Source organism: Azoarcus indigens (assembly GCF_004361735.1).
GTDB classification, from domain to species: domain Bacteria; phylum Pseudomonadota; class Gammaproteobacteria; order Burkholderiales; family Rhodocyclaceae; genus Azoarcus; species Azoarcus indigens.
Genome location: NZ_SNVV01000003.1, coordinates 231,400 through 256,093, shown reverse-complemented (window position 1 = coordinate 256,093; position 24,694 = coordinate 231,400). Strand labels below are relative to the sequence as shown.

The window sequence follows — 24,694 nt, the reverse complement described above, 5'->3', positions numbered from 1 at the left end:
TGTATTCACTGGGATCCAGGGCCGCGAGCAATTGAATTTCCCGGAACGTTTTACATGCCGGCAGTAAGAATTTCCGGAGAGTCATGACTTCGGCCATACCTCCGGCATGGCTGTGAGTTCCATGTCTCTGGCATGGATTCGGATTCGGCTCCTGGCCTTGGGGGTCCCCAACGTCATCCGCTTCTCCCCTCGCGCAGGGCAGAGGGTGTTCTTCCTTTGTTGCGGGATCACTAAATCCGGCGCGCCCGAATGTAAGTCGTTTTTTCCTGTGCGATGACTTTTTTTCCCACCGGCCGCTTCCCGAGGCCGGTAGCCGGGCCCTTCTTCCCGCCGCCGTTTGATGCGGCGCCGCAATCCGCGCCTTGGCTTCGCACCGGCGCTGAGGCGGCTGTATGCCGCTGTTTTCAGGGTGATGACCCATTCCGGGCAGTCGCGCCCGCATGCCTTTATCCATGCTTTCCCGGCGCAGCAGAACAAGGCGGGCACGCCGAATGCAGGGTAGGGGCTCGCCAAAGCCGCCAGCCCGCTTGCACGGGGCATGAAATCAGGCGGCCAACAGAAGGGGATCGCACTGCGGCAATCCCCAAGACAGGAGGACCAGCAATGGACATGAGACGACTTCGCCACTTCGCCGCGCTGGCGGCGCTGGGCGGCGTTCTTACGGCCTGCGACCGTCAGCCCGCGGAGGCTCCGGCAACGCCCCCGGCTTCGCCCGCCACGCCCACGGTACCGCCCGCCGCGCCGCCGGATGTGCCGCCGCCGGGCAGCCAGGGTGTGCCGCGTTCGGATTCCAATCCTCCGCCCGCCAGTGGCGGCCCGGAAGACCCGCAGCCGCTCGCCCCCAATCCCGATCAAGTGCCGCGCGCACCCGATCAGACCCCGGAAGATCCGCGCCAGACTCCGCACGAGGACAACCCCAACCCGCCGATGCAGGACTCCGGCAACCCCGCCAGCCCGCAAGGCGCCGGCGAGGGGCAGCGCGGCCAGCCCAGCTCCTCGCTGGGCGATGCCCTTTATGTCGCCATGCATCCGCGTTTGCACCTGGTACAACTCGCCCCGGCGCCTGGTGGCACCGGCCAGGGCGGCAGTGGTACCGGCACTGGGCAAGGTGGGACGGGAACGACATCCCCGGGTACGACCACGCCAGGTACGACCACGCCGGGAACGAGCACGCCGGGTACGACTACCCCGGGCACGACCACGCCGGGCACGACCACGCCGGGCACGACCACCCCGGGAACGACTACCCCGGGCACGACCACCCCGGGCACGACCACCCCGGGCACGACCACCCCGGGCACGACCACCCCGGGCACGACCACGCCAGGCACGACCACGCCGGGCACGACCACCCCGGGCACGACCACCCCGGGCACGACTACGCCGGGCACGACCACCCCCGGTACAACCGCTCCCGGTACAACCGCTCCCGGCACCCGATCCCCCGGAACGACCGCGCCGGGCACCCGCTCGCCGGGGACCACAGCGCCGGGTAGCCGTGGCACCGCGCCTGGCGGCACCACCGCCCCGGGCGGTACCCCCACCGCCCCGGGCGGCACGCCGGGAGGAAGCGGCGGGGGCTCCATGTCGCCCGGTGCCTCGCCGGCGGGTCCCGGCTCCAGGGCGCCGGCGGCCGTGCCCAGCTTGCTGACCGGCCTGCACAGCGGTCCGGTGCTCGCCTACTCGCCGGTCCATCAGGGCGCCCACTTCCACCGGACACAGGCGCAGTCAGCCCCGTCCCAGGTGAAGCCAGCCGCCCAGCCGCAGATGCAGCTCAACCAGGCCGATGCCCACTTCGTCACCATCGCCATGTCGCGTGGACTGGGCGAGATGGAGGCCGGCCGCATTATTGCCGCCGGCAGCTCGGATGCGCGGTTGAAGCGCTTCGGCGAGCGCATGGTGGTGGATCACCAGCAGGCCAACGTACACCTGGCCAAGCTTGCCAGCGCCCGCGGCATCACCGTGCGGGAGGAGATCCAGGACCGTGAGCGTGCCCAGCTGGACGAAATGCGCCAGCTCTCCGGCCCCCGGCTGGATGCCGCCTTCATGCGCCATTTCGGCGTCGCCGCCCACCAGGAAAGCATCGCCCTGTACGAGCAGCAGGTGCGCGAAGGCAAGGACCAGGAGCTGCGCGCCTATGCCGACCAGCGAGTGAAGGTGCTGCATGGGCACCTGGATGAGCTGCGCAAGATCCAGCCGCTCATCGCCGATGAAGAGAAGGGGGGCCGCTGATGGAGGTAGTGGGCGACTTCATCGCCAGCCGGCCCTGGCTTGCGCTGCTGTTGCAATGCGCGGCGGCAGCGCTGGTCGGGCTACTGGTGCATGCCGTACTGGACCGGGTGGCCCGCCGCCTGTTCCGCCGCTTCTCCCCGGCCGAGCGGGTGCTGGAATACACCCGCCGGCCCACCCAGATCCTGCTGCCGCTGCTCTTCATCCATGTCGCCCTGGCCGACGCCGCGGTGCCGGCCGGCGTGCTGGTCGGCCTGCGGCAGCTGATGTCCATCGCGGTGATCCTGCTGGTGACGCTGTTCGTCATCCGGTTCATCGCCGCCTTTGCCGACGACGTGGTCGCCCGCCATCCCACCGACGCGGCGGACAACCTGCGTGCCCGCAGCGTGCAGACCCAGGTGCGGGTGCTGGCGCGCACCGCCATGTTCATCGTCGGCCTGCTGGGTCTCGGCTCCATGCTGATGACCTTCCCCAATGTGCGCCAGATCGGCGCCAGCCTGCTGGCTTCCGCCGGCCTCGCCGGCATCGTTGCTGGCCTGGCGGCGCGGCCGGTGCTGGGCAACCTCATCGCCGGCCTGCAGATCGCCCTCGCTCAGCCCATACGGGTGGACGACGTGCTCATTGTCGAGGGCGAATGGGGCAGGGTGGAGGAGATCACCGGCACCTATGTGGTGGTGCGCATCTGGGATGACCGCCGCCTCATCGTGCCGCTGGAGTACTTCATCCAGAACCCCTTCCAGAACTGGACGCGCCGCACCTCCGACCTCATCGGTTCGGTCTTCCTGTGGGTGGACTACCGCATGCCCGTCCAGCCGCTGCGCGAGCAGCTCAAACGCATCCTGGAAGACGCGCCCGAGTGGGATGGCCGCGTCTGCGTGCTGCAGGTCACCGATTTCAGCGAGAAGTCCATGCAGCTGCGCGCGCTGGTCAGCACCCGCGACGCCGGCCGCGGTTGGGACCTGCGCTGCAAGGTGCGCGAGCAGCTCATCGCCTACATGCAGGACAACTACGCCGAATGGCTGCCTCAGGTGCGCGCCACCCTGGACCGCAGCGACAGGCTGGACCAGCCCGGCGCCCCCGAGAACACGCCCGCCCAGCGGCCAACGAACCTGACGGAGGGCGCGCAGGCGCCGGCGCCATGAAGACCTTCCACTGCACCAATTGCGGCTTCGTCGCCTTCTTCGAGAACAGCAACTGCGGCAACTGCGGCGCCGCCCTGGGCTTCGTGCCGGAAGAACTCGCGATTGCCGCCTTCGAGATCCAGGAGGACGGCGCCTGGCGCCGGCTGGGCGTGGATGCCGCACTGGTGAATCCATTCGACTGGCAGCCTTGCGCCAACTACAGCCAGCACCAGGTCTGCAACTGGATGAGCCGGGTGGAGGAGGGCAAGGCCCTGTGCCGCTGCTGCCGCCATACCGAAGACAGCGAAGCCATCGCGGTGGACGACCCCGACAGCAAGGCCGCCTGGTTCAAGCTGGAGGCAGCCAAGCGCCGGCTGTTCTATTCCCTCTACCGCCTCGGCCTGCCGGTGGATGACGAGAACGGCAGCGTGCCGCTGCTGTTCCACTTCCGCGGCGGCAACGGCGAGAAGGCCACCACTGGCCACCTGCACGGCACCATCACCCTGGACATCGCCGAGGCGGACGACGGCACCCGCGAAACCCGCCGCGTCGAACTCGGCGAGCCCTACCGCACGCTGCTCGGCCATTTCCGCCACGAGATCGGCCACTACTACTGGGACCGTCTCATTGCGAAGGGCCCGCGGCTGCAGGATTTCCGCACCCTGTTCGGCGACGAGACGCAGGACTACGCCGCCGCCGCCGCCGCCCATTACGCCAACGGTGCGCCGGCCGACTGGGCGGAACGCCACATCAGCGCCTACGCCACCATGCACCCGTGGGAAGACTGGGCGGAGACCTGGGCCCACTACCTGCACATCACCGACGCGCTGGACACCGCCGCCCACTGGGGCTTCGCCCTGCATTCCGACCAGGCCGCCGGCGGCCCGGCCGACGTGCCGGCGGTGGGCGGCAGCGGCCGGCCCTTCCGCCAGGTGCTGCTGGAGCAATGGCTGCCCCTCAGCCAGTTCCTCAACAGCATGGGCCGCAGCCTGGGGCAGGGCGATGCCTACCCCTTCGTGATCGCCACCGTGGTGCTGGACAAGCTGTGCTTCGTGCACCAGGTGGTGGAGGAGGCCAAGGCCGCCACCGCGGCCGCCGCGCCCGCCGGCACGCCGCCCGCCGATCCGGCCGCAGAAATCCCGCCTGGGGGGGCAGCATGAGAGAACTCCATCTCGCCGCCGGCCTGCCGTATCCGCTGGGCGCCACCTGGACCGGCGATGGCGTGAACTTCGCCGTCTTCTCCGCCCACGCCAGCCGCATCGAGCTGTGCCTGTTCGATGAAGCCGGGCGCAACGAAGTCGGCCGGGTCGATCTGCCGGAACTCACCGACGAGGTCTGGCACGGTTTCCTGCCCGGCGCCGGCCCCGGCCTGGTGTATGGCTACCGCGCCCACGGCCCTTACGTGCCGGAGCACGGCCACCGCTTCAACCCCAACAAGCTGCTGCTCGACCCCTATGCCACCGAACTGGTCGGCCGCCTGCGCTGGGGGCCCTCGCTGTTCGGCTATGACATGCGCAACCGCAAGCAGCCCGGCGCCGGCTTCGACAAGCGCGACAGTGCCTCGTCCATGTTCAAGGCCCGCGTCACCGCGCCCGGCCTCGCCCCGGTGACGCCGCCGCGGCCGGCGCCGCGGGTGCCGTGGGAGCGCACCGTGTTCTACGAAGCCCATGTGCGCGGCCTCACCCGGCTGCATCCGGCGGTGCCGGCGGACCTGCGCGGCACCTTCGCCGGCCTGGGCACCGCAGCCATGATCGACCACCTCAAGGCGCTGGGCGTCACCTCGGTGGAACTGCTGCCCATCCATGCCTTCGTGGACGACGCCTATCTCACCGACAAGGGCCTGCGCAACTACTGGGGCTACAACTCCATCGGCTTCTTCGCGCTGGAGCCGCGCTACCTCGCCGGCGGCGGCATCCAGGAGTTCCGCGACATGGTCGCCCGCCTGCATGACGCCGGCCTCGAAGTCATCCTGGACGTGGTCTACAACCACACCGCCGAAGGCAACGAGCTGGGCCCCACGCTCAGCTTCAAGGGTCTGGACAATGCCTCCTACTACCGCCTGAACCCGGAAGACCGCCGCTACTACATCAACGACACCGGCACCGGCAACACGGTGAACCAGAGCCACCCGCGGGTGGTGCAGCTCATCCTCGACAGCCTGCGCTACTGGGTGCAGCAGATGGAGGTGGACGGCTTCCGCTTCGACCTCGCCACCATCCTCGGCCGCGAAGACGGCGGCTACGACCCCGGCTGCGGCTTCCTCGACGCCTGCCGGCAAGACCCGGTGCTCAACCGCGTCAAACTCATCGCCGAACCCTGGGACTGCGGCCCCGGCGGCTACCAGCCGGGCAACTTCCCGCCGGGCTGGGCGGAATGGAACGACGGCTTCCGCGACACCGTGCGCGCCTTCTGGCGCGGCGACGAAGCCCAGGCCGCCGGCCTCGCCACCCGCCTGGCCGGCTCTGCCGACCGCTTCAACCACCGCGGCCGCCGGCCCTGGGCCAGCGTCAATTTCATCACCGCCCACGATGGCTTCACCCTGCACGACCTCGTTTCCTACAACGACAAGCACAACGAGGCCAACGGCGAGGACAACCGCGACGGCCACGCCGACAACCGCTCCTGGAACTGCGGCGCCGAAGGCCCGACCGACGATCCCGCCATCCTCGAACTGCGCGAGCGGCAGAAGCGCAACCTGCTCGCCACCCTGCTGCTGGCCCAGGGCACGCCGATGATGGTGGCCGGCGACGAGTTCGGCCGCAGCCAGCAGGGCAACAACAACGCCTACTGCCAGGACAACGAGATCAGCTGGCTGGACTGGACCGGCATCGCCGCCGAGGGCCGGGCGCTGCTCGCCTTCGCCCGCCGTGTGCTCGCCATCCGCCAGGCCCTGCCGGTGCTGCGGCCGGCGCGCTTCGCCACCGGCGGCGATCCCGCCCATGAACTGCGCGACGTCATCTGGTTGGATCCGCTGGGCAACGAACTGCAGCCCGAAGCCTGGGCCGAGCCGCACATGCGCTGCTTCGGCATGCTGGCCGACGGCCGCGCCCACCTCGGCACCGGCCCCGAACCCTGCGCCGACGCGGTGGTGCTGCTGGTGTTCAACGCCGCCCACGAAGGCGTGGAATGGACGTTGCCCGCCGCCGCTGGCATAGAACGCTGGACCCGCCTGCTGGATACCGGGCTGGCGGAGCGCGAGCGCTACCCGATGTTCACCATTGGCGACAACTACACCGCCGGCGGCCGCTCGCTGCTCCTCTTCGTCGCCGCGCCGGCCAGCGACACCGCCGAATGCCTGGCGGCGCTGCTGGCCCGCCTGGGCGGGGAGGGCTGAGCGATGGCTACGCTCCCCACCGAGTTGCTGCAGCAACGCTACCTGCGCCGCGAGCCGCTGCCGGAAGGCGGCTTCCGCTACCTGCGCCCCAACGGCCGCGAGTACAAGGACGCCGCCGGCCTCGCCCGCATCGCCGCGCTGGCGGTGCCGCCGGCCTACCAGGAGGTCTACGTCAGCCCGGACGCGGACGCCGAACTGCAGGCCTTCGGCCGCGACGCCCGTGGCCGCCTGCAATACCGCTACCACCCGGATTTCATCCATGCGCAGGCGATGCGCAAATGGCGCCGCCTCGCCCGTTTCGCCCAGGCCCTGCCGCAGCTGCGCGAACGCGTGGCCGCCGATCTGCGCTGCAGCGGCCTGCCGCGGCGCAAGGTGCTGGCGCTGCTGGTGCGCCTGCTGGACCGTGCCCACCTGCGCGTGGGCAGCGCCGACTACACCCGCCGCTACCGCAGCTACGGTCTCACCACGCTGAAGAAGCAGCATGTACGGGTTGAAGGCAGCAAGGTGGTCTTCCACTACCGCGGCAAGCACGGCGTGGAGCAGGAGCAATCGGTGCGTGATCGCACCCTGGCCCAGCTCATCGGCCGCCTGCTGGCGCTGCCCGGCAGCACGCTGTTCCAGTACGAGGACGAGGAAGGCGGCCGTCGCAAGGTGCGGGCCGAAGACCTCAACGCCTACATCCGCGAAGCCATGGGCCGCTTCACCGCCAAGGATTTCCGCACCTGGGGCGGCACCTTGAAGGCGGCGGAGTACCTCACCGCCCTGGGCGCACCCACCTGCCAGCGCACCGGCGCCCGCATGCTGTCGCGCTGCGTGCGCGCGGTGGCGTCGCAACTGGGCAACACCGCCGCGGTGACCCGCTCCAGCTACATCTGCCCGGTGATCTTCGACCTCTATCTCGCCGGCGAACTGGTTGCCGGCGAGGCGGGTGGGGAAGGCGGCCTGTGCCCCAGCGAAGCGGCCCTCAGCCGCTTGTTGGCGCGGGGATTGCGCCGCCAGCGGCAGGCGGTTGCGGTGGCGGAGAAAGCGGTGGCGACGCAACTGGCGGAGTCGGTGGTTCAGCTTGAGGAAGGAGGGCGCGAGAAGGCCCGGCCCAAGGCCGCCCCCACCCGGCAGACGACGAAACCCACCCGCCAGGCTGCCCCCGCCAACCGGATGGGGAGCAGGGAGCTGCAGCTATGAGCTCCGCCTGCCATCTGAACGTCATGAGCGCAGATTTTCTCCCCTCCCCCCTTGTGGAGCACAGGGGGAAAAGCGAAGCACTGCTTCGTCCGCCGGAGCGCCCGGAGGCCGTCAGGCCGCAGGGCCGGGGCGCGGAACGGGCGCCGGGGGAGAGGGGGAGAGGCCCGGGAGCCCTGAACGCAGCCGCCTCCGGCGGGGCGTCCCTCTCTCCCCAACCCTTCCCCGCGAGGGGGGCGGGCAACACCCCCGACCCCCTTCCTCATCCCGAGGCCGGAGACCCGTGTTTCCAGCCTCTTCACCATGTTTTCCCCAATCCAGCCCCGCTTGCGTCACCCCGTCGCTGCGGGTGCCCCTAGGAGGTGCATCATGATTGCCGGCAAGTCCGTACTCGCATTTGTCATGGCAGGGGGAGAAGGCAGCCGCCTGCATCCGCTTACCGCAGAGCGTTCCAAACCCTCTGTGCCGTTCAACGGCCGTCATCGCATCGTCGATTTCGTGCTCTCCAACCTGATCAACTCGGAGATCTTCTCGATCTACCTGCTGGTGCAGTACAAGTCCCAGTCGCTGATCGAGCACATCCGCAAGTCCTGGGTCATGAGCCCGGTGATCCCGCATCACTTCATCACCGTGGTGCCGCCGCAGATGCAGCACGGCCCCGAGTGGTTCCAGGGCACGGCGGATTCGGTCTACCAGAACCTGCACCTGATCGACCTGGTGAAGCCCGACCTGGTGGTGGTGTTCGGCGCCGACCATGTGTATCGCATGGACATCCGCCAGATGGCGCGCTACCACCTGGAGAACAACGCGGATGCCACCGTGGCCGCCATTCCGGTGCCGCTGGAGCAGTCGCGCTCCTTCGGCATCATCCGCACCGACAGCGCTGGCCGCATCCGCGACTTCCGCGAGAAGCCGGAGACGGCCGAGCCCATGCCCGGTCGCAGCGACCATGCGCTGGCCTCCATGGGCAACTACATCTTCAATACCGATGTGCTGGTGGACGCGCTCACCCGCGCCCACTCCAAGGGCGGCCACGACTTCGGCAAGAACCTGCTGCCGGCCATGAGCGAAACCCACCGGGTGATGGCCTACGACTTCTCCACCAACAGCGTGCCCGGCGTGCGGGACAGCGAGGAGCAGGGCTACTGGCGCGACGTCGGCACGATAGACGCCTACTACGACGCCCACTTCGACACCCTGGGCGAGGAGCCGCGCTTCTGCATGGCCAACTCGCGCTGGCCCATCTATGCCGCGCCGGACCAGACCGAAGCCGCCCAGGTGCATGACGGCCACATCCGCGGCGCCTCGCTCGGCGCCGGGGTGCTCATCCGCCGCGCCACGGTGGAGCGCTCGCTGCTGCGGCGCGACGTGGTGGTGGACGTCGGCGCCGAGGTGGCCGACTCCATCGTCATGGACCGCAGCGTGATCGGCGCCGGCGCCAAGGTGCGGCGCGCCATCATCGACCAGAACAACATCATTCCACCCGGCATGCGCATCGGCTACGACCTCGAAGCCGACCGCGCCCGCTTCCACGTCAGCGACAGCGGTGTCGTCGTCGTTGGCAAAGGGCAGTTGAAGCCATGAGAACAGGGACCCGACATGTCGCCGGGCGGCAACTCCGCCACGGCCATTTCGCCGGCAACGGCGAGGGCGGTGCAGGCCCCCAAGGCCTGGCCTGCGTACATCGCATGCCCTTCGGCCCGCGCCCGGTGGATGACGCCAGCCCGGAGGCCGGCTACCGCTTCCGCCTGTGGGCGCCGGCGGAGAAGCGGGTGGAGTTGTGCCTGATGCCCGCCAATGGCGAGCGCAGCGCGCACGCCTGCGCCAAGTCCGACGGCTGGCACAGCTGCAAGGTGGCCGAGGCCCGCCCCGGCGACCGCTACTGCTTCCGCCTGGACGGCCAGCTGGAGGTGCCGGACCCGGCCTCCCGCTTCAACCCCGACGGCGTGCACGGCCCCAGCGTCATCCTCGACCCGGCGACCTTCGCCTGGGACGAGGACTGGCAGGGCCGGCCGTGGGAAGACGCGGTGCTCTACGAGCTGCATGTCGGCTCCTTCACCCCGGAAGGCACGTACGCCGCCGCCGAGCACAAGCTGGACGAGCTGGCGGCGCTGGGCATCACCGCCATCGAGCTGATGCCGCTGGCGGAAAGCGCCGGCCGGCGCGGCTGGGGCTACGACGGCGTGCTGCCTTATGCGCCCCACGCCCACTACGGCACGCCGGACGAGCTGAAGCACTTCATCCAGGCGGCCCACCGGCGCGGCCTGATGGTCTTCCTCGACGTGGTCTACAACCACTTCGGGCCGGAGGGCAATTACCTGCACGTGTATGCGCCGCAGTTCTTCACCGCCGGGCATGAAACCCCCTGGGGCGGCGCCATTGCCTATGAAGGCGCCGCCAGCCCGGCGGTGCGGGCCTTCTTCATCCACAACGCCCTCTACTGGCTGGAGGAGTACCGCTTCGACGGCCTGCGGCTGGACGCGGTGCAGACCATCCACGACAGCAGCAAGCCGCACATCCTGGAGGAACTTTCCATCCGGGTGCGCTCGCGCATCGGCAACCGCCATGTGCACCTGGTGCTCGAGAACGTGGACAACCGCGCCAGCCTGCTGGCGCCGCCGGCCACGCCGGGGCGCTACGACGCCCAGTGGAACGATGACTTCCACCATGCCGCCCATGTGATCCTCACCGGCGAGCGCGATGGTTATTACGCCGACTACGCCGACCGCCCGGTGCAGCACCTGGCGCGCTGCCTGACGGAGGGCTTCGCCTACCAGGGCGAGCATTCGCCCTTCCACGGCGCGGTGCGCGGCGAAGCCAGCGCCAGCCTGCCGGCCAGCGCCTTCGTGAACTTCCTGCAGAACCACGACCAGATCGGCAACCGCGCCTTCGGCGAACGGCTGAGCACGCTCACCACGCCGGAGCGGCTGCGCGCCCTGATCGCGCTGCAACTGCTGGCGCCCTCGCCACCCCTGCTGTTCATGGGCGAAGAGGCCGGCGCCACCACACCCTTCCTCTATTTCTGCGACTACCAGGGCGACCTGGGCACTGCGGTACGAGAGGGCAGAAGGCGTGAATTCGCCGGCTTCAGCCGCTTCAGCGGCGCCGACGTGGCGCGCATTCCCGACCCCAGCGCCGAAGACACCTTCCGCGCCAGCAAGCTGGACTGGATCGCCCGCGAAGAGCCCGAGGCGCAAGCCTGGCTGGCCTTCTACCGCAAGCTGCTGGAGCTGCGCCGGACCATGGTGGTACCGCGGGTGCCCTGGCTGGTGCCCGGCCGCTGCGGCGTGCAGTTCGCCGGGGACGAAGCCTTCGACCTGCGCTGGACCACGGTGGACGGCTTCGCGCTCGTGCTGCGCGCCAACCTTTCCGACAAGCCCTCGCCGCTGCTGCCCAGCCCCGGCGTGCTGCCTTTCGCCGCCGTCGGCGCCGACGCCGCCGAGCCGGACCGGCTCGGCCCCTGGGCGGTGCGCGCCTATGTGCTGCCGGTGGACGAGGGCAGGGCGCCATGACGCTGGCCGCGGTGCATTCACCCGCGCTGCACGGCTGGCCCGGGGCGGCCGTGCGGCATCGACGTTCCACGCTCCGGATCAGGAGAGCTGCCCATGAAGGGTGAAGCCGTGGATGCCTTGTGCGGTTTTCTCGGCCTGGACCTCGCATTCGAGGATGCCTGGGGCAGGCGAACCGAAGTGCCCCTTTCCAGCCGGCTGGCCTTGCTCGCCGCCCTCGGCCACCCGCTGGGCGCGGACGGCGGGGGCGGTGACACGCCGGCCGACAGCGAGGCGCTCGAGGCCCGCGCCACCGCCGAGCTCGCCCGTCTGCGCGCGGAGGACGCCAGCCAGCTGCTGCCGGCGATGCTGGTGCTGGAGGCAGCGCCGCCGCCCCTGCAACTGCATCCGCGCCTGCCCGCCGGCCTGCTGGGCGGCAGGCTGTGGTGGCGCATCCGGCTGGAAGACGGCGCCGAGCGCCGTGGCGCGGCGGCGGTGCGCGCGGTCGAAAGCGTGGGCCTGGAACGGGAGCACGCCGCCGCGCGGGAGGCCGGCGAAGCCGCCACCGCGGTGGAGGGCCCGGCCCGGCTCTACCAGGCGGAGATCACCCTGCCGGTGGACCTGCCCCAGGGCTATCACCGCCTTTTCCTGTACGACTCCGCTTCCTCTTCCCAGCCACTGGCGGAAGCCGGGCTGGCGATCTGCCCCGCCACCTGCTTGCCCGGCGCCGAGCCGGCGGCCGGTGGCCGGCTGTGGGGGCCAGCGGTGCAGGTATATGCGCTGCGCTCTTCCCGCGACTGGGGCGTGGGCGACTTCGGCGACCTGCGCCGGCTGGTGGACCTGGCGGCGGATGCCGGCGCCCACTTCGTCGGCGTCAATCCGCTGCATGCGCTCTTCCCCCACGACCCGGAGCGGGCCAGCCCCTACAGCCCCTCCAGCCGCGAATGGCTGAACGTGCTCTACATCGACATCGAGGGCATGCGCGACTTCGCCGAATGTGCCGCTGCCGCCGAGCTGGCCGGCTCCGCCGAATTCCGCGCCCGCCTGGACGCCCTGCGCAGCCGCGGCGAGATCGACTACCGCGGCGTGGCGGCGGCCAAGTTCGAAGTGCTGGAAATGCTCTACCGCCATTTCCGCGCCACCCACCTGGAGCGCGGTACCCAGCGCGCCGGCCTGTTCCGCGACTTCCAGCGCGAGGGCGGCCGCAGCCTGCGCCTGCACGCCTTGTTCGACGCCCTGCAGGCCCACTTCCATGCGGACGACCCGATGGTGTGGGGCTGGACCACCTGGCCGGCGGAGTACCGCGACCCGGACAGCGCCGCGGTGGAAGCCTTCGCCCAGGACAACGAACTGCGCATCGAATTCTTCGAATACCTGCAGTGGCAGGCCGAAGCCCAGTTGCATGCGGTGGCCTCGCGGGCGCGGGCGCGCGGCATGCGCATCGGCCTCTACCGCGACCTCGCGGTGGGCGTGAACGAAGGCGGCTCCGAGACCTGGGCGCGGCAGTCGCTGCATGCCTTCGGCGCCCATGCCGGTGCGCCGCCGGACGAACTCAACCCGGCCGGGCAGGACTGGGGCTTCCCGCCGCAGCTGCCGCGCCAGCTCGCCGCCGAGGGCTATGCCAGCTTCCGCGCCGTGCTGCGCGCCAACATGCGCCACGCCGGCGCGCTGCGCATCGACCATGTGATGAGCCTGCTGCGCCTGTTCTGGCTGCCGGCCGTCCGCGGCGCCGACGGCCAGCCGCCGGTGGGTGCCTATATCGGCTACCCGCTGGAGCCGCTGATGCGCCTGCTGTGCCTGGAGAGCCGGCGCCATCGCTGCATCGTCATCGGCGAGGATCTCGGCATCGTGCCGCCGGCCATACGCGAGGCCATGGCCCGCCACGGCCTGCTGTCCTACCGGCCGTTCTATTTCGAATACAGCGAAGGCGGCCAGGGTTTCCGGCGACCCGGCGAATGGCCGGCGGCCGCGCTGGCGGTGGTCGGCACCCACGACCTGCCGACGCTGCGCGGCTACTGGCGAGGCTACGACTTGCTGCTGCGCGACCAGCTCGGCATCTACCCGGACACCGAGCTGCGCGACCGCCACATCGCCCGCCGCCGCGCCGACCGCCATGCGCTGCTCGATGCCCTGGGCGCCGAAGGCTTGCTGGACGCCGATGCCGAGCGCCGCAGCGCGGAAGAGGGCGGCGACCCGCCGCCGGCGCTGACCCCGGCGGTGTACCGCTACATTGCCCGCAGCCCGGCGCTGATGGCGGCGGTGCAGCTGGAGGACGTGCTCGGCCAGCTGGCGGCGGTGAACCTGCCCGGCACCAGCGAGGAAATGCAGCCCAACTGGCGCAGGCGGCTATCCGCCAGCCTGGGCGAGTTGGCCGCCGACCTGCGCTGGCACGCGGTAGCGTCGGCCATGAAGGAGGAGCGCCGCAGCACGCCGCTGCCGGTCAGCGGCGGCCCGGCCGACTTCCACCCCGAACATGCCGACGTGCCGCGCGCCACCTACCGCCTGCAGATGCATAAGGATTTCGGCTTCGCTGCCGCCGAGGCGGTGCTGCCCTACCTGGCCGACCTCGGCATCAGCCACGTCTACGCCTCGCCCTTCCTCAAGGCGCGGCCGGGCAGCAGCCACGGTTACGACATCGTGGACCACGACGCGGTGAACCCGGAGATCGGCAGCGAGCAGGACTTCGACCGCTATTGCGAGCGCCTGGAGGAACTTGGCCTGGGCCAGGTGATAGACGTGGTGCCCAACCACGTCGGCGTGCTCGGCGCCGACAATGAATGGTGGCTGGACGTGCTGGAGAACGGCCCCGCCTCCGCCCACGCCGACCACTTCGACATCGACTGGGAGCCGCCCTTCGCCGAGCTGCGCGGCAAGGTGCTGCTGCCGGTGCTGGGCGACCAGTACGGCCTGGTGCTGGAGAACGGCGAGCTGGCGCTGGCCTTCGCCGCCGAGCGCGGCGAGTTCTATGTGGAGTACTACCAGCACCGCTTCCCCATCGACCCGCGCGACTATCCCGCCATCCTGGAGGCCGGCGCCCCGGCTGGCGCGCGGGAGGAGGGCGGCGACGGCCAGCAGGGGGACGAGGTGGAACTGGAAACCCTGCTCGCGGCCCTGCGTCACCTGCCGCCGCGCGAGGTGGAAGACGCGGAGGCGCTGGCCGAGCGCAGGCGCAACAAGGAGGTGTTCAAGAAGCTGCTGGCCGATCTGTACGAACGCCTGCCGGGCGTGCGCGGGCGGGTCGAGGCGGCGCTGGCGGCCTTCCGGGGCACCGTCGGCGAGCCGGAGAGCTTCGACGCGCTGGATGCGCTGCTGTCTGGCCAGGCCTACCGCCTCGCCTCCTGGCGGGTGGCGGCGGACGACATCAACTACCGCCGCTTCTTCGACGTGAACGACCTCGCCGCGCTGCGCATGGAGCATGAGGCGGTGTTCGAAGCCACCCACGCCCGCATCCTGCATTGGGTGGCCGAGGGACGCGTTTCCGGGCTGCGCATCGACCATCCCGACGGCCTCGCCGACCCGGCCGCCTATTTCGACCGCCTGCAGGCGCGCTACGCGGACGCCGCCCGCGACGCCCGCATCACACCGTGGAATGCGGTGTCGCTGTCGGCGGAGGAGACCCTGGACGGGCCGGAGGCCAGCTGCAGATCGCGGGCGGACCGGAGCGCGAGCGCCAGGGCCGCGGCGCAGGCGGCGCTGCGGGACGGGCAGCACGCCGAAGCCGGCACCTTCCTGCGCGCGCCGGTTTCCCCCGAGGGGCTGGTGCAGGGCGCGGAGCCGGTGAGCACGCCGGGGACCGACCTGGGCGCCGCTGCCAGCGGCCTGGCCACCCCCTTCCCGCCGCCGGCCAGCGCTGGCGGGAAGGAGCAGGCGGCGCGGCCCGCGGTGACCGACGAGCACCGCACCCTCTACCTGGTGGTGGAGAAGATCCTCGCCGAGTTCGAGGTACTGCCGGCGGACTGGCGCATCCACGGCGGCACCGGCTACCGCTTCGCCAACCTGAGCAACAACCTGTTCGTGGATCCGGTGCAGGAGTCGCGCTTCAACCGCATCTACCGCGCCTTCACCGGCGAATCGCGCAACTTCAGCGAGGTGCTGCTGGAGGCCAAGCACATCATCATGACCCACTCGCTGCCCGGCGAGCTGGGCACGCTGGCCTACCTGCTGCACGCCATCGCCCAGCGCGACCGCCGCACCCGCGACTTCACCCGCAGCCGCCTGCGCGGCGCGCTGGTCGAGGTCATCGCCGCCTTCCCGGTATACCGCAGCTACATCAGCGAGCGCGGCGTTTCCGCCGCCGACCGCCGCCACATCGAGCGCGCGGTGGAAGAGGCCGCCGCCCGCGGCCTGGCGGGCGACGCCAGCGTGCTGCGCTTCGTGCGCGACGTGCTGCTCTCCGCCCCCACCGAGCAGGATGCGGCGCTGCGCCGGCTCAAGCTGCGCTTCGTCCGCCGCTTCCAGCAATTCACCGCGCCGGTGATGGCCAAGGCAATGGAAGACACCGCCTTCTACCGCTACAACCGGCTGGTGTCGCTGAACGACGTCGGCGGCGATCCGCGCACCTTCGGCGTCGGCGTGGAAGACTTCCACATCGCCAACGAGCGCATCGCCTGCAGCCACCCCTTCGGCCTGCTGGCGTCGTCCACCCACGACAGCAAGCGCTCGGAGGACGTGCGCGCCCGCATCGACGTGCTCTCCGAACTGCCCGGCGCCTGGCGCCTCGCGCTGCGGCGCTGGCGCCGCCTCAACGAGCGGCGCAAGACCCGCGTGGGCGACCAGGCCGCGCCCTCGGCCAACGACGAATACCTGTTCTACCAGACCCTGCTCGGCATCTGGCCGTGGCAGCCGCCGGCGGCGGCGGAGAAGGCGGAGCTGGTCGAGCGCGTCCAGGCCTACATGCTGAAGGCGGTGCGCGAGGCCAAGCGCCATACCAGCTGGATGAACCCCGAGCCCGCCTATGAGGCCGCGCTGGCCACCTTCGTGCGCCGCACCCTGGCCGACGAAGCCGGCTTCCTCGCCGACTTCCAGCCCTTCCAGGCGGTGCTCGCCCGCTACGGCGCCTACAACAGCCTCAGCATGCTGCTGCTCAAGCTCACCGCCCCTGGCGTGCCGGACATCTACCAGGGCTGCGAGGGCTGGAACTTCAGCCTGGTGGACCCGGACAACCGCCGCCCGGTGGATTTCGACGCCGCCCGCGAACGCCTGAGCGGGCTGCAGCGGGATTTCCCCGATGGCGCCGATGCCGCCGGCCTGGCCGGAATGCTGGAGAACCTGGCCGACGGCCGCCTCAAGCACTACCTGCTGTGGCGCGCGCTGGCGGTGAGGGAGAGCTGCGAGCGCACCCTGCGCTGCGGCCGCTACGTGCCGCTGGACGTGCGCGGCCCCGCCGCCCGCCATGTGGTCGCCTTCGCCCGCGTGCTCGGCCGGGAGACGGTGGTGGTCATCGCCACCCGGCTGCTGTTCGGCCTCACTGGCGGTAACGAAGCCCGCATCTGCGACCCGGCCACCTGGGCCGGCACCCTGGTCTCCATGCCCTGGCGGCGCGAAGGCATGGGCTGGCGCGACGCCATCGCCGGCCGCCGCATCCCGCCCCGACCGCAGGGCCCGGCAGCGCTGCCGGTGGCCGAAGTCTTCGGCCCGCTACCCCTGGCCTTGCTGGTGCGGGATAACGGAGGAGAGGCGTAGTGGAGCGGGGCGGGCAAGTGCTTGGGAATGCGCTTTTCTCCCCTATCCTCTCGGGGGGCATAGGCGGAAAAGCGAAGCACTGCTTCGCCCGCCGCAGCGCCCTGCGGCTGTCAGGCCACAGGGCCGGGGCGCGGAGCGGGGGCCGGGGGAGAGGGGGAGAGGTCCGCGAGCCTGGATCGCAGCCGCCCCTGGCGGAGCGCCCCCTCTCCCCAGCCCTCCCCCGCGAGGGGAGAGGAGGGAGAACCCCGGCGGGGCGGTTGGCTCATCTGCACGGGATTTCGGCGACGGGTGATGTAGCCACTGAAAGCAGCACTGCCAGCCGATACTCTCCCTCCACGCGGCGCTCACTCCCCGCGCCCCATCTCCCCCTTGCCATACCCTTCCCCCGCCAGCCGCCATGCAGCCCGGGCCGCCCCGAGCAGTGGCAAGCGCTCATCAGTGACGAGGTACACCGGCAGCCCTGCCATGAGCGCCATATGCGGCCCCTTGTCGCGGAAGGCGGCGAGGAAGCGGTTGGCAGCGGCGCCCGGCAACACCCGTGGGCCAATGCCGCCGGTGAGGAACACGCCGCCGCGCGCCAGCACGCTGAGCGCATGGTCGCCGCTGACCGCGCCGTAGGCATCGACGAACAGCTCCACCGCCTCGCGCGCCTGCGGGTCGCCCGCCTGCGCCCGTTCCCATACGGCATCGCCGCGCCCGGCGCCGTTGCCGGCGGGGCGGGCGGGGGAGCTGTCCGGCGTGGTCAGCGCGGGGCGTTCGCCGCCCTGGGGCAGCAGCCACTCATAGATGCGCGCCAGCCCGGGCCCGGATACCACGTGTTCCGCGCTGACGCGGCCGAAGCGCCTCTGCAGGTGCTGCCACAGCCGCGCCTGCTGGGCATCCCGCGGAGCGAAGCCGACGTGCCCGCCTTCGCCGGGCAGCACCCGCAGCCCGCCGCCATCGCCGGGCAGGCGGAAGGCCACGCCCAGGCCGGAGCCAGCGCCTATCACCAGCTGTGGCGCGGCGGTGTCCGGTTCGCCAGCCTGCAGCGTCAGCCGGCCTTCCGGCGGCAGGTCGCCTATGCCCCAGGCGCTGGCCTCGAAGTCGTTGAGCAGGCAGGCCGGCGCGCCGCCCAGCAGGGTGCGCAGGGAGTCGCCGCCGATGTGCCAGTCGAGATTGGTCATGCACACGCCGCTGGCACTCACCGGGCCGGCGATGCCGAAGCCGGCCATGGCCAGCTCCACCGGCCGGCCAGTGGCCGCGGCGCCAGCGGCGAGAAAATCGTCCACCAGGCTGGCGAAGCTGGGCCAGGCGCGGTTCTCGTAGCGCTGCACGAAGGCGAAGTGGATGACGCCTTCCCGCATCCCGGCGAGCGCGAACAGGCTTTTGGTGGCGCCGATGTCACCGCACAGAATCATGTTGTCCTTCCTTTTCCCTTGGAGCGATTGAGGCCGCCGCCTGCGGCCTGGAGAACGTCGTCATGAGCAAGAACAGTACCCTGCAGATCCTTTTCGTTACCCCGGAATGCGCCCCTTGGGCCAAGACCGGCGGCCTGGGCGAGGTCAGTGCCGGCCTGCCCGCCGCGCTGCTCGGCCTCGGGGTGGATGTGCGGGTGTTGATGCCCGCCTACCCGAGCGTGCTGGAGCAAGCGAAGGGCCTGCGTCGGGTGGCGGCTTTCGAGGCCGAGGCGGGGCTGCCGGCGGCCGGCCTGCTGCGTGGCAAGCTGCCCAGCGGCGTGCCGGCGCTGCTGCTGGATTGCCCGGCGCTGTACACCCGCAGCGGCGGGCCCTACCAGGACGCCCACGGCCTGGACTATGCCGACAACGTGCTGCGCTTCGGCCTGCTGTCGCGCGTCGCCGCCCAGCTGGCGAGCGCAGGGAGCCCGCTCGGCTGGCGGCCGGACGTGCTCCACTGCAACGACTGGCCGGCGGCGCTGGCGCCGGCCTACCTCAAGCTCGGCCTGGAGGGGCCGGCGCCCAGCGTGGTCGCCATTCACAACCTCGCCTTCCAGGGCATCTTCCCGCTGGACAATGGCCCGGCGCTGGGCCTGCCGGACTCCGCACTGGGCGTGGAGGGGGTGGAGTACTGGGGCCATATGTCCTTTCTCAAGGCCGGCCTGTACTACGCCGACCGCATCGTTACCGTCAGCCCCACCTATGCTGGAGAAATCCTGGGCGAGCACCTGGGCTGTGGCATGCAGGGCCTGCTGCAGACCCGCAGCGCGCGCGTGAGCGGCATCCTCAACGGCATAGACACCGACATCTGGAATCCGGCCACCGATCCCCACCTCGTCAGCAACTACGACGCCGACAGCCTGGCGGCCAAGGCGGACAACAAGCGCGCGTTGCAGGCACAGATGGGGCTGGAGCAGGACGACGCGGTGCTGCTGCTGGGCATCGTCAGCCGCCTCACCGACCAGAAGGGCGTGGACCTGGTGCTGGAGGCCCTGCCGGAGTTGCTGGGGCGGCCGGTGCAACTGGCGGTGCTGGGCAGCGGCGAAGAGAAGCTGGAGAACGCGCTGCTGGCGGCGGAGAAGGAATGGCCGGGCAAGGTGGCGGTGAAGATAGGCTTCGACGAGGCGCTGGCGCACCGCATCGAGGCCGGTGCCGACGCCTTCCTGATGCCCTCCCGCTTCGAGCCCTGCGGCCTCAACCAGATGTACAGCCAGCGCTATGGCACGCCGCCCATCGTGCGTGCCACCGGCGGCCTGGCGGACTCGGTGGGCGATTACACCCCGGCCGGGCTGGAGACCGGCGAGGCCACCGGCTTCGTCTTCGACGATCCGACCGCCCAGGCGTTGATCGCCACGGTGGACCGGGTGGCGGCGGTACGCGCCGAGCCGGCGGCCTGGGTGCAGCTGCAGCGCAACGGCATGAGCTGCGACTTCGGCTGGAGCACCAGCGCCCGCGGCTATCTGCGCTTGTACCGGTCCATGCTGGAAGAGCAGGACGAGGGGAAGGACGGAAGGGGGAGCCAGGCGAAAGGCCGCGGCAAGGGTGCCAAGGAAGGGGAGGGAGGCGCTGGCGCCGGCCGCGGCCGGAAGAAGATGCCGGAGACGGTGGCTGTGGCGGTGGTGGAGACGCTGGCAGGCCCTCGCCGGGCCGGGGCCGGCGTACGCCGTGGCGGCCGCAAGGCGGCCGAACTGGCGGAGCAGGAGGCGGGCAACGTGGCGCCACCGCCCAAGGTGGAAACCGAGCCGCGGGGCGGCGGCGGAGGCAAAGGGGGAGCGGGCTAGCGCTGCCGTGGCGGGGCCAGGCGCTCCGTCACCTTCGTCAAGCCGGTCGAGCAGGCGATGGCGGCCGGCCGAGGCCAGGATCCCTCCGCCCTCAGCCGGCCGGCGCCCGTTCCCGGCTGGCTGAAGGCAGGCTGCTCGGCTGCTCAGTCGGTCCACTCCTCTATCCCCGCCTGTCCGCCGCGGGCGCCGGGCGGGGTGGAGAGGATGTCCGCCACCGCTTCGGTGAGGCTGGCGGCCACATGCTCCGGCTGGCACAGCGGTGACGTTTCCGCTTCCAGATCCAGCAGTACCGTGCGACAGCCGGCGCGCCTGCCGGCCTCGATGTCGTCCGGGGTGTCGCCGATGAGCCAGCTGCGTTTCAGCGCCAGCCCGAGCTCCTCCGCCGCCTGCAGCAGCAGGCTGGGGCCGGGCAGGCAGCAGTCGCAGCCAGCCGGCTTCGCATGCGGGCAGCGATAACTTGCGTCGAGCACGACGCCGTGCGGGGACAGCGCTTCGGCCAGCGCGCCGACGGGCGGTACCGCACAGGGCTCGCCGGCAGTGCCGGCATCCGGGGCGGCGATCAGCACCAGCCGGTAGCCGGCGCGCTGCAGCCGCGCCAGCGCGGGCCCGGCATCGGCTCGCAGCGTGCCGCAGCCTGGATGCAGCAGCACTCCGGCTTCATCGATGAAGACCGCGCGGTTCGCCGGCTGCACCGCGCGGGCGTCGGCCGGCGGGCTCATCGCCCTGTCCCCGCGGAGGAGGCCAGGGGCCGGGGGCGTGGCGGAGGCTCGCGGGTGGCAAGGGGCATGGGGCCTCCCAGGACTGGCCTTGTTTGGGCTGCGGACCGGCGTAAGGGCTGTTTGCGGCGATGTTCTTTCCGGCAGGGCTGCGCTGCGCCTCGATCAAGGTTCGGCGAACCTGTCCGAAGGGGCAATCGATGTGCCCCGCAGGCCGGTTTCATCCCGTCCCGGCATGCCGGGAAGCTCGTGCCGGCTGGCGTGTAACTTCGTCCAGCCTGGGAAAAAATTACTGCTTCGCGCAGGCTTCTTCCCCCCCGCCTTGGCGCTGCAAACCCAATAAGGGCGCGGCGGAGCCCGGGCGGGAGCGCGTGGCACGGAGTCTGCTTCTGGCTCCAGCATGAAACCGCTCGCCCACCTCCGCGAAAGCTTCCTCGCCGCCTGCCGGCAGCTTCATCCGGCCGCAGCCGCAGAGCAAGCCAGCCTCTATACGGAGATGCTGCATGGCGCCTTGGTGGGCTGCGTGGCCGCTTTCCTGATGGCTTCATGCTTCTCGCTCACCTTTGCGCTGTATGCCGCGGTGGGGGGACTGTGCCTGGGCAGCCTGATCGGCCTGCTGCTGTGGAGTGCTTCGGCGGCCGCGCCGGATGGTGGCGCGATACCGCCGGCCAAAGGGCCACGGCGGCACCCGTAGGGGAAGGACTGTTACCTCGCCAGCTGCCGCCCGAGCGGTCTTCCCTGTTACCTGGCCCCGACCGCCTTCATGCGGCCGGGGCCGTGCTGCGTTCGGGGGCGCGAGGTGTTCAGGCGGCACACATGCGGCAGGCGGCGGCTGCGAAACTGCCGGTGGGGCTTACAGCGGACGGTCGCGGGCATTGCCGCCGTCTTCCCCTTCGTCATCGCCCGCGGTATCGGAGCGGCGAATTACGCTGATGGTGCCGTCGCTCTCCATGAAGGCGGCCTGCACCTGCGAGAGATGGGAGATACCGTGCTCGCGCAGTTTGGCGTACAGCTCGGACTGACTGATGAATTCGCGGCGCAGATTGCGGCTGAGGATGCGGCCGCGGTGCACCAATTTGAGCGCAGGCGGTTGTAGGATGCGGCGCACTTTGGGGAAACGGAAGGCGAGATAGTCGAACAGAACGTTCCATCCTAGGATGGTGGAGAGCAGCACCAGACCGTCGCCGACCGAGCGGTATTCACCCGCCATGGCGTTTTGCGCCGCATCGGCGATGAGGACGAGAACCAGCAGATCGGCGAGGCCGACCGCCCCGACGTCGCGCTGCATGAAGAAGCGCAGCGCAGCGAGGAGGAAGAGATAGATCGCTGAGCCGCGGACCAGGAGCTCCAGCGGCGACATGCTTAGGGCAAAGACTTGGTACCAGTCGACCGACACGTGGGCAGCCCTCCCGAGGGGACCACGTGGACGGTGCAAATAGCCTGCCCGGTGCGCATGGGAATGCGCCCGGATAAAAAGCAACTGAGGCTCCGTGGAGGGAGGCCGGACGAAGCTAACATCCGGTCCACGGGGCAGGCTCATTATTCAACATGGAGGCAAAATGCCGCAGGTACTGTTGGTGGACGACGACCCGGATACCATCGGCTGGATGACGGAGTTCATCCGTGCAGAAGGTTTTACCGTGGGGTCGGTGGATTCCCTGAGGGCGGCGCGCATCCACCTCACGCGCTCCAAGCCGGAGTTGATCCTGACCGATCTGATGCTGCCCGATGGTCAGGGCATCGAACTGGTCAACGAATTCGAAGCGGGCGAACTGCCCGAACTGGTGGTGATCACCGGCCACGCCAGCGTGGAGAGCGCCATCGAGGCGCTGCGCGCAGGCGCCACCGACTACCTGGTGAAGCCGGTGGACATCGAGCGCCTGCGCGGCATCCTGCAGCGGGTGCCCAAGACCGAGCACCTGCGCGAGGAAATCGGCGAGCTGCGCAACGAGCTCCTGCGCCTGGGGCGCTTCGGCCACATCCTTGGCAACTCGCCGGCGATGCGCAAGGTGTACGACCAGATGGCGCGGGTGGCGCCCACCTCGGCCTCGGTGCTGCTGGTGGGCGAGAGCGGCACCGGCAAGGAGGTGGCGGCGCAGACCATTCACGAGCTCAGCCGGCGCAAGCGCCAGCCCTTCCTGCCGCTCAACTGCGGCGCGGTGTCGCCGCAACTGGTGGAGAGCGAACTCTTCGGCCACGAGAAGGGCAGCTTCACCGGGGCCGACCGCCAGCACCAGGGCTTCTTCGAACGTGCCAACCGCGGCACCCTGTTCCTGGACGAAGTCACCGAGATGCGCCCCGACCTGCAAGTGAAGCTGCTGCGGGTGCTGGAAACCAAGAGCTTCATGCGGGTGGGCACCAACGAAGCCATCGCCACCGACGTGCGCCTGATCGCTGCCACCAACCGCTCGCCGGAGAAGGCGGTGGCCGAAGGCCGCATGCGCGAGGATCTGTACCACCGCCTCAACGTCTTTCCCATCCACCTGCCGCCGCTGCGCGAGCGCGGCACCGACATCGAACTGCTCGCGGAGCACTTCCTCGCCGAGCTGAACGAGCAGGAGCAGGCCAACAAGCGCTTCTCGCCGGAGGCCGTCGCTGCGCTCTATGCCCATTCCTGGCCAGGCAACGTGCGCGAGCTGAAGAACTATGTGCATCGCGCCTTCATCCTCGCCGACGAAGTCATCGAAGCCGAGCTTGCGCCTGAAGCCTTCCTGCAGCCGGCCCACAGCCCGGTGCTCACCATCCGCATCGGCACCCCGCTGGAAGAGGTGAACCGGCGCGTCATGGAAGCCACGCTGCTGGAATGCGGCAACGTCAAGCGCAAGGCGGCGGAGATGCTGGGCATCAGCCTCAAGACCCTCTACAACCGCCTCGCCGCCTACAACGCCGGCAAGGGCGGGAGCGAGGACGGGGCCGATGGCCTGGAGGACTATGACGACGAGGACGACGCGCCGGAAGAGTCGCGTCGCGCCAGGCGTTAGGGCGGGTGGCGGCGAGGCAGCCATCGGCCCGTACCCCCGCCCAGCGTAGGCCGGGCCGGCGGTGTGGAAGCCAGCCTGTGCGGGCGGGGCTGCCGTCGGCATAGCCGGCGGGCATGTAAGAGCTACAGCGTCGCGGTAGCTCTTACTTCCGGCACCGCCGGGAACGGCGGATGCTGCAGGCATGGCGTCCCTATCCAGAAGGAGGCAAGCCGATGAAACCGCAGGACGAGGACAAAGCGCGGCCGAAGAAGGACCCGGGCAAGGATCCGAAGAAGGATCCGCTGAAAACGCACGGGCGTTTTCCCGTGCCCGACGCGGAGGACAGCAATGTCGCCCGCCAGCCCCGCGAGGACGAATTGCCGCTGCCCTTCGAGCGCGACGAAGCGCCGGCTGCGCCGCCCAGGCCGGGCGAGAAGCGGCCGCGCCAGGTGATAGAGCAGGCCGCCAGCGACATCGAGCACGGCCTGGTGGATACCGACCGCCGCGGCGTGCCCTCCGATGTACCTGGCCCGGGCGCGGCACCGGAGGGCAGCCCGGGCGCGGATGTACCGGAGGACGGCGTGGACGTCGCCGGGCACTCCAGAACGGGCGAGCGGGCGCGCAAGAGGGGGAAGGGCTGAGCAAGCAAGGCCGGGAGAGGCGGGAAATGCGGGCGGGGGAGGGCCGCTCTGCCTTGGCGCCAGGCTGTAGCGCTCGGGAACGCCGATTGCGTCCACCGACGCGCCGCCGGCTTCCTTTTCTGCCCTGCCG

Annotated in this window: 15 protein-coding genes; 12 read left to right on the top strand and 3 right to left on the bottom strand. The window is 70.5% G+C overall.

Annotation, left to right across the window (positions count from 1 at the left end; all coding sequences use genetic code 11):
- Window positions 1–609: 609 nt before the first annotated feature.
- The 8 genes from C7389_RS05485 (at window position 610) to treY (ending at window position 17,033) form a co-directional block, all read left to right on the top strand.
- Window positions 610–2,232 (top strand): DUF4142 domain-containing protein, encoded by a 1,623-nt coding sequence (locus C7389_RS05485; RefSeq protein WP_133589143.1) that lies wholly within the window; start codon window positions 610–612, stop codon window positions 2,230–2,232.
- A complete protein-coding gene (locus C7389_RS05480; protein ID WP_133589141.1) occupies window positions 2,232–3,371 on the top strand; it encodes a mechanosensitive ion channel family protein in 1,140 nt (379 codons plus the stop codon). Before C7389_RS05485 ends, C7389_RS05480 begins: the two co-directional genes overlap by 1 nt.
- A complete protein-coding gene (locus C7389_RS05475) occupies window positions 3,368–4,510 on the top strand; it encodes a zinc-binding metallopeptidase family protein (protein ID WP_133589138.1) in 1,143 nt (380 codons plus the stop codon). The genes C7389_RS05480 and C7389_RS05475 overlap by 4 nt, the downstream gene beginning before the upstream one ends.
- Window positions 4,507–6,684, top strand: coding sequence for a glycogen debranching protein GlgX (gene glgX / locus C7389_RS05470; protein ID WP_133589136.1), 2,178 nt, complete (start codon window positions 4,507–4,509; stop codon window positions 6,682–6,684). Before C7389_RS05475 ends, glgX begins: the two co-directional genes overlap by 4 nt.
- Before the next feature lie 3 nt (window positions 6,685–6,687).
- Entirely contained in the window at window positions 6,688–7,866 is a 1,179-nt protein-coding gene (locus C7389_RS05465) for a DNA topoisomerase IB (protein WP_133589134.1), read from the top strand.
- Between the two features lie 366 nt (window positions 7,867–8,232).
- Window positions 8,233–9,447: a glucose-1-phosphate adenylyltransferase gene (locus C7389_RS05460; protein WP_133589132.1), complete on the top strand. Its 1,215-nt coding sequence runs from the start codon at window positions 8,233–8,235 to the stop codon at window positions 9,445–9,447.
- Window positions 9,444–11,375 (top strand): malto-oligosyltrehalose trehalohydrolase, encoded by a 1,932-nt coding sequence (gene treZ, locus C7389_RS05455; RefSeq protein WP_246034637.1) that lies wholly within the window; start codon window positions 9,444–9,446, stop codon window positions 11,373–11,375. The genes C7389_RS05460 and treZ overlap by 4 nt, the downstream gene beginning before the upstream one ends.
- A 93-nt stretch (window positions 11,376–11,468) precedes the next feature.
- Window positions 11,469–17,033, top strand: coding sequence for a malto-oligosyltrehalose synthase (gene treY, locus C7389_RS25365; RefSeq protein ID WP_246034636.1), 5,565 nt, complete (start codon window positions 11,469–11,471; stop codon window positions 17,031–17,033).
- A 344-nt stretch (window positions 17,034–17,377) separates the two neighbouring features.
- On the opposite strand, the gene glk is transcribed toward treY, so the two are convergent.
- Complete coding sequence (gene glk, locus C7389_RS05440; protein ID WP_133589130.1) at window positions 17,378–18,430, bottom strand: glucokinase; 1,053 nt, start codon at window positions 18,428–18,430, stop codon at window positions 17,378–17,380.
- Between the two features lie 62 nt (window positions 18,431–18,492).
- Between glk and glgA the strand changes: the two genes are divergently transcribed.
- The gene (gene glgA / locus C7389_RS05435) at window positions 18,493–20,247 is read left to right on the top strand and encodes a glycogen synthase GlgA (protein WP_133589128.1); all 1,755 of its coding nucleotides are present in this window, start codon (window positions 18,493–18,495) and stop codon (window positions 20,245–20,247) included.
- Window positions 20,248–20,390: 143 nt separating this feature from the next.
- Here the strand turns inward: glgA and C7389_RS05430 are convergent, their stop codons facing one another.
- Complete coding sequence (locus tag C7389_RS05430; protein WP_133589126.1) at window positions 20,391–20,966, bottom strand: HAD hydrolase-like protein; 576 nt, start codon at window positions 20,964–20,966, stop codon at window positions 20,391–20,393.
- A gap of 397 nt (window positions 20,967–21,363) precedes the next feature.
- Between C7389_RS05430 and C7389_RS05425 the strand changes: the two genes are divergently transcribed.
- Complete coding sequence (locus C7389_RS05425; RefSeq protein ID WP_133589124.1) at window positions 21,364–21,657, top strand: hypothetical protein; 294 nt, start codon at window positions 21,364–21,366, stop codon at window positions 21,655–21,657.
- A 159-nt stretch (window positions 21,658–21,816) separates the two neighbouring features.
- Here the strand turns inward: C7389_RS05425 and C7389_RS05420 are convergent, their stop codons facing one another.
- Window positions 21,817–22,359 (bottom strand): DUF421 domain-containing protein, encoded by a 543-nt coding sequence (locus C7389_RS05420; RefSeq protein ID WP_133589122.1) that lies wholly within the window; start codon window positions 22,357–22,359, stop codon window positions 21,817–21,819.
- A 163-nt stretch (window positions 22,360–22,522) separates the two neighbouring features.
- On the opposite strand from C7389_RS05420, the gene C7389_RS05415 reads away from it, so the two are divergent.
- Both C7389_RS05415 and C7389_RS05410 read left to right on the top strand, forming a co-directional pair.
- A complete protein-coding gene (locus C7389_RS05415) occupies window positions 22,523–23,944 on the top strand; it encodes a sigma-54-dependent transcriptional regulator (protein WP_133589120.1) in 1,422 nt (473 codons plus the stop codon).
- A 212-nt stretch (window positions 23,945–24,156) separates the two neighbouring features.
- Window positions 24,157–24,564: a hypothetical protein gene (locus C7389_RS05410; RefSeq protein ID WP_133589118.1), complete on the top strand. Its 408-nt coding sequence runs from the start codon at window positions 24,157–24,159 to the stop codon at window positions 24,562–24,564.
- Window positions 24,565–24,694 lie beyond the last annotated feature (130 nt).

Coding starts and splice junctions, on each gene's coding strand:
- treZ (WP_246034637.1), top strand. CDS start 9,444: ATGAGAACAGGGACCCGACATGTCGCCGGGCGGCAACTCCGCCACGGC.
- glk (WP_133589130.1), bottom strand. CDS start 18,430: ATGATTCTGTGCGGTGACATCGGCGCCACCAAAAGCCTGTTCGCGCTC.
- C7389_RS05460 (WP_133589132.1), top strand. CDS start 8,233: ATGATTGCCGGCAAGTCCGTACTCGCATTTGTCATGGCAGGGGGAGAA.
- C7389_RS05430 (WP_133589126.1), bottom strand. CDS start 20,966: ATGAGCCCGCCGGCCGACGCCCGCGCGGTGCAGCCGGCGAACCGCGCG.
- glgX (WP_133589136.1), top strand. CDS start 4,507: ATGAGAGAACTCCATCTCGCCGCCGGCCTGCCGTATCCGCTGGGCGCC.
- C7389_RS05410 (WP_133589118.1), top strand. CDS start 24,157: ATGAAACCGCAGGACGAGGACAAAGCGCGGCCGAAGAAGGACCCGGGC.
- glgA (WP_133589128.1), top strand. CDS start 18,493: ATGAGCAAGAACAGTACCCTGCAGATCCTTTTCGTTACCCCGGAATGC.
- C7389_RS05465 (WP_133589134.1), top strand. CDS start 6,688: ATGGCTACGCTCCCCACCGAGTTGCTGCAGCAACGCTACCTGCGCCGC.
- C7389_RS05485 (WP_133589143.1), top strand. CDS start 610: ATGAGACGACTTCGCCACTTCGCCGCGCTGGCGGCGCTGGGCGGCGTT.
- C7389_RS05475 (WP_133589138.1), top strand. CDS start 3,368: ATGAAGACCTTCCACTGCACCAATTGCGGCTTCGTCGCCTTCTTCGAG.
- C7389_RS05415 (WP_133589120.1), top strand. CDS start 22,523: ATGCCGCAGGTACTGTTGGTGGACGACGACCCGGATACCATCGGCTGG.
- treY (WP_246034636.1), top strand. CDS start 11,469: ATGAAGGGTGAAGCCGTGGATGCCTTGTGCGGTTTTCTCGGCCTGGAC.
- C7389_RS05425 (WP_133589124.1), top strand. CDS start 21,364: ATGAAACCGCTCGCCCACCTCCGCGAAAGCTTCCTCGCCGCCTGCCGG.
- C7389_RS05480 (WP_133589141.1), top strand. CDS start 2,232: ATGGAGGTAGTGGGCGACTTCATCGCCAGCCGGCCCTGGCTTGCGCTG.